Here is a 745-nt window from a genome sequence, read left to right as displayed (position 1 = left end):
AAATCATTCGAGCCCTGTGCCCCTAAATCATTTGTCATTTCCCATAATTTTGTATTGTTGCCCACAAATACAATACTATTCGAACTGTTGGGAGTCACCCCATTATTTCTGAGGACAATGGCATTCCTGATTTGTGTAAATTCATTATAATTACCTGCCACTTCAAGAGGGGCAGATGGGTTTAATGTTCCGATTCCAACATTTCCCTGAGCTTCTATTTTGTTGGTTTGGGCCAGAGTATCAAAGAAGGCAGCGCAGCTAATCGCGGCGACTAACAGAAAGCGATTTTTTATAATTCCTGATTTAAGCATCATGTTATATGGTTGATGGATTATTGTTGTATAAGATACCTTTCATGTCGTTGAATGATTTGATTCTTGTGAGATATAGCTTTTTGAAGCGGGTATTATAAAGCCCTTTTACGTTTTGGGTCCTCAACTTATTCTTTCCCCTTCATTTTATTCATCTTCTTTGTAAGAATGTCCAGCCTGCGGCCCTGCTCCTGGATGGTTTTGTTCTGGTCGATAAGATATAGTGTCAGCTCTTCTATTTTTTTCAGGAGTTTTGCATTCATTTCGCCCAGACTTATGCCGTTATCATTTACTTCGCGGGCAGAAGGGATTTCTGGTAAATGATTGTTCTCCAGAACAAAGCGTTCTAACTCAGCAAGGGGACGTCTTTGAAATTGCGGAGTAAAAACATAATCCGGCCAATTCGCCGTCTCGACCTTTATTTCATGAGCCCG

At 40.4% G+C, this 745-nt stretch carries 1 protein-coding gene and 1 pseudogene; both read right to left on the bottom strand.

Annotated elements, in window-relative coordinates; translation table 11 throughout:
- Positions 1-314, bottom strand: a 314-nt coding sequence (locus DDR33_RS25190; protein WP_146198884.1) for a hypothetical protein, incomplete at its 3' end; no start/stop codon positions are given.
- Between the two features lie 125 nt (positions 315-439).
- Positions 440-745, bottom strand: a pseudogene (locus tag DDR33_RS26240) (hypothetical protein); the annotation flags it as partial.

Source organism: Pararcticibacter amylolyticus (genome assembly GCF_003130405.1).
In the GTDB taxonomy this organism is placed as follows: domain Bacteria; phylum Bacteroidota; class Bacteroidia; order Sphingobacteriales; family Sphingobacteriaceae; genus Arcticibacter; species Arcticibacter amylolyticus.
The sequence above is the reverse complement of the archived record's forward strand: the minus strand, read 5'-3'. Positions and strand labels throughout refer to the sequence as shown.